We start from the raw sequence: 2,063 nt of genomic DNA, 5'->3' as shown, positions 1-2,063 counted from the left end.
TTATCGACTGCATCATAAACTTTCTGCTGAAACTCCCGTAGCTTAGCAATTTTCTCATCACTTGCCCCTGCAATATTAAGGTCTGCCCAAGTTAAAAGACCCGCAATCGGGTTAAGATCAGACGCAAACGTATCACAGCCCATTCGTGCTGCTTCAAATGGAATAGAGCCACCGCCACAAAAGCAATCCCCAACAATAGGCTCTCTGCCAAACCGCATCTTCCCAAGTTCTGCGGTAAGTTCTTGGAGATTATTTGCCTTTGTACCCAGATGCGCATTGATTTCTTTCCACACGGCAGGACTATCGTTGGCATATTCCTCCGGTCGCACACAATAGGTTAGCTTTTGATCATAAGACATTCTACTCCAAGCCTCTTCGAGAGCAGTGGCCTTTTCAGCAGCTGATATGCCTGCTTTCCATACAGGGGTCAATTCACCTTTTTTTTCTGTGAAATACTGCTCACACTCTCTAGTTGTTAATATATCAAATGCATCTTTAACAGGAATTGATTTTGTTTTTCTATTTAATAAGCCCTCTTTATCCATTGACATTATTTTTAGGAATATTTCCATATCCTTTTTGGGTTCATCAGTTGCAGGAAGCAACAAGCCGAGCAGAGCCGCCCGTACCAAGACAAGCGGTTTCCTGCCCCACCATTTACCAAGGCCTGTTAGAGTTTGTCCTGCAACGGCTTTACGTTCCTTATAGCTTTCTTTACTGACCTTAGAAACTGGAAACTGCACTTCAATAAAAGATTTATCGTAATTCAACGAATTATTCCTCCTCACCTCGTTTGAGCATGGCGTCAAACAACGAAAACTGGCGCTGTTCATCAATCGGGTTTTCACATAAGGCATAGCGCAGCGCCTTACGCCAGCCCCGGCGGTCATCGATATTTCCGGTGGCAGCATTGGTCATGGTATAAAGCCACCAGCGTTCCTCGGGGGCAAGCCCCAACCAGTTACGAAGAGCTATCGGCACATTTGCCGGATCGCAGTCCTCAACTGCCCAAACAAGCACAAGGAGTTCCTTGCCATACAGCCGTTCCACGGGAGTTTGCCCAATAACGAAACGACCGGCCGGCAGTTTTTGCTTTTTTAAGCGGCTGTTAAACTCTGTCCGCAAAGTATCCTCTAATAATTTCCACTTATGCTTGGAAATTTCAGCCTTTGCTTTATCCTCTCCATACACATTAACGGTTTGGGTTCCCGCCCCATCCTGCCAACTAAAGCGTTCATAAATTAGGACGCTTGAGTCTTTCTTCGCGGGAATACAGACGAGAATATGATGGCGGCTTTCAGCGGGCTTGAATCCAAAACCCAAACATGCTCGCTTAACGATCATTTTTGATTTATCTCTCCCTGTTTGAATTCGGACAAACTGAATTTCTGATCATTGGCAAAGTCCAGGAACGCTTGACCGTTCTTAAACATTATTACCCCACATTCCAATTCAATATTTACCCTACCATTCGTAACAAATGCATTCTTAAGACTGTCCAGGACATTTTCAATCTGTTCCATACTAGTTGTAATCTTATCACTCAGCGTAAGTTCTATCCAGCCTGCATCTTTGCCTTGAGCATCGTTTTTATGCAAGACAATGTGGACATCCCTGACACTTTCTGCGTATTTCTTCAGCAGTGTGAGCTGGTCATAGGTCTCACTGGTATCAACTGCCCGCATTAAACGTGCAAGCACAAGCGGTTTAGCCTTGTCAATTTCCGGGCCTACCGGCCTGCCTTTTTCAATCTTAATGGTCTGCCTGTCATAATACACACCCCCATGTTCGGCCACTATTAGTACAAACGCCGCTTTGGAAGGTATCTTAAACTCCCCGTCATAGATACCGCCGCTGTCTTTCGGATCGCTTCCATCGGTTGTGTATTTGATATTTACTCCCGGTTGGGATTTAAGAATCATATATTTTCCATCGGCTTTTTCCATGATTTTATGTTTGACTGAAATATCACGCATCCATTCTACCGGTTCACCGGTTGGGTGCTCGGCTGTCGAGTCAACGCAAAGAAAGGAAACCTTTAACTCGGCAGTCTCGAAATTATT

General features: G+C 44.8%; 3 protein-coding genes. All 3 read right to left on the bottom strand.

Annotated features, from left to right (window positions below; translation table 11 throughout):
- Window positions 1-770, bottom strand: a 770-nt coding sequence (locus tag AC6I5A_RS06170) for a DUF1156 domain-containing protein (RefSeq protein WP_034613078.1), incomplete at its 3' end; no start/stop codon positions are given.
- A gap of 4 nt (window positions 771-774) precedes the next feature.
- The gene (locus AC6I5A_RS06165; RefSeq protein ID WP_034613076.1) at window positions 775-1,344 is read right to left on the bottom strand and encodes a DUF3780 domain-containing protein; all 570 of its coding nucleotides are present in this window, start codon (window positions 1,342-1,344) and stop codon (window positions 775-777) included.
- The coding region (locus AC6I5A_RS06160; RefSeq protein ID WP_034613073.1) for a chitobiase/beta-hexosaminidase C-terminal domain-containing protein at window positions 1,341-2,063 on the bottom strand (723 nt) is incomplete at its 5' end. The genes AC6I5A_RS06160 and AC6I5A_RS06165, both read right to left, overlap by 4 nt.

This window comes from Desulfosporosinus sp. Tol-M2, from assembly GCF_059735615.1.
This window is presented reverse-complemented; position numbering and strand designations above follow the sequence as displayed.